Origin of the sequence: Streptomyces sp. 8N616, from assembly GCF_052246385.1 — a bacterium.
In the GTDB taxonomy this organism is placed as follows: Bacteria; Actinomycetota; Actinomycetes; order Streptomycetales; family Streptomycetaceae; genus Streptomyces.
Window position 1 is genome coordinate 1 of the sequence record NZ_JBQQBY010000090.1, and the last position, 1,659, is coordinate 1,659.

Here is a 1,659-nt window from a genome sequence, read left to right on the forward strand (position 1 = left end):
CACCAGCCACCCACACATCCACCCCACCGACCCGCACCAACGGATCAGCCACCACACACTCCAACACCCGCACCAACCGCGCCACCAAAGCCACGGCCGTACCCCGATCGAACAAATCCGTGCTGAAGTCCAAGGCACCGTGCAGGGCAGCGACCCCACCGGACTCGTCGCGCTGCTCGGCGAAGCGGAAGGACAGATCGAACTTCGCCGCGCCGGCCTCGACCCGTTGCTCGGCCACGCTGACGCCGGGCAGCGAGGCAATCGCCTCGCCCGCTCCCTGATCGGTGTTGTTGAAGGTAAGCAACACCTGGAAGAGGGGGTGCCGGGACAGCGAGCGCTCCGGGTTGACCACCTCGACCAGCCGCTCGAACGGCAGATCCTGGTGCGCGTACGCCGTCAGGTTCTGCGTACGAACGCGGTCGACGAGTTCGGTGAAGGTCGGGTCGCCGGAGGTGTCCGTCCGCAGCACGAGCGTGTTGACGAAGAACCCGATCAGGTCGTCCAGCGCGTCATCCGTACGCCCGGCGATCGGCGTGCCGAGGGGAATGTCCGTCCCCGCACCCATCCGCGTCAGCAAGGCAGCCAGGGCCGCCTGCAACACCATGAACGGGCTGGACTGGGTGTCACGGGCGATGGTCGTCAGTTCCCGGTACACGGCCGCCGGGATCTCGAATTCCACGCGATCGCCCTCGTACGAGGCCACTGCGGGCCTGGAACGGTCGGTGGGAAGCACCAGTTCCTGGGGCAGGTCCTCCAGTTCCGCCTGCCAGTAGGCGAGTTGGCGTGCGACTTCGCTGTCCGGGTCCTCGTCGGAGCCGAGGACCTCGCTCTGCCACAGGCTGTAGTCCGCGTACTGGACCGGCAGCGGCGACCACGACGGCGCCTCACCGACCGTACGTGCCGTGTACGCCGCTGTGAGATCGCGAGCCAACGGGCCCATGGACCAGGCATCGCCTGCGATGTGGTGGATCACGATGAGCAGCGCGTACTCGTCGTCGCCCAGCTCGAACAGCACGGCCCGCAGCGGCAGGTCCTCACACAGGTCGAACTCGCGCCGAGCGGCCCGGTTCAGCTCCTCGTCGAGGTGGCGGGCGTCGGTCGTGATGACCGTCAGCTCGGGCCGGGCACGGGACGCGTCCAGTACGAGCTGGTACGGGCCCTCGGCGTCCTCCGCGAACACCGTCCGCAGACTCTCGTGCCGCGCCACCACATCCGCGATCGCCCGCTCCATCGCCTCACGGTCGAGAGAGCCGGAAAGGCGCAGGGCCACCGGCAGGTGGTACGCGGCACTGGGCCCCTCGAACTGGTCGAGGAACCACAGGCGTCGCTGTGCGAGGGAGAGCGGAAGTCGTTCGGGGCGCGGTGACGCCACCCGCACGGCGGCCCGTGCTTGGGTGGCTCCGTCGAGTGCGGTGGCGAGTCCGGCGACGGTGGGGGTCTCGAAGAGCTGCCGTACGGACAGCTCGGCGTCCAGCACCGAACGGATACGGCTCACCAGGCGGGTCGCCAGCAGCGAATGACCGCCGAGCGCAAAGAAGCTGTCGTCGATGCTGATGCCGGTCAGGCCGAGGACTTCGGCGAACAGGCCGCACAGGATCTCCTCGCGGGGAGAGCGCGGCGCCCGCCCGACCCACTCCGGACCGTAGTCCGGGGCGGGCA

General features: G+C 69.0%; 1 protein-coding gene. It reads right to left on the reverse strand.

Annotated features, from left to right (window positions below; all coding sequences use genetic code 11):
* The coding region (locus ACTWQC_RS35735; protein WP_443320037.1) for a condensation domain-containing protein at positions 1-1,659 on the reverse strand (1,659 nt) is incomplete at both ends.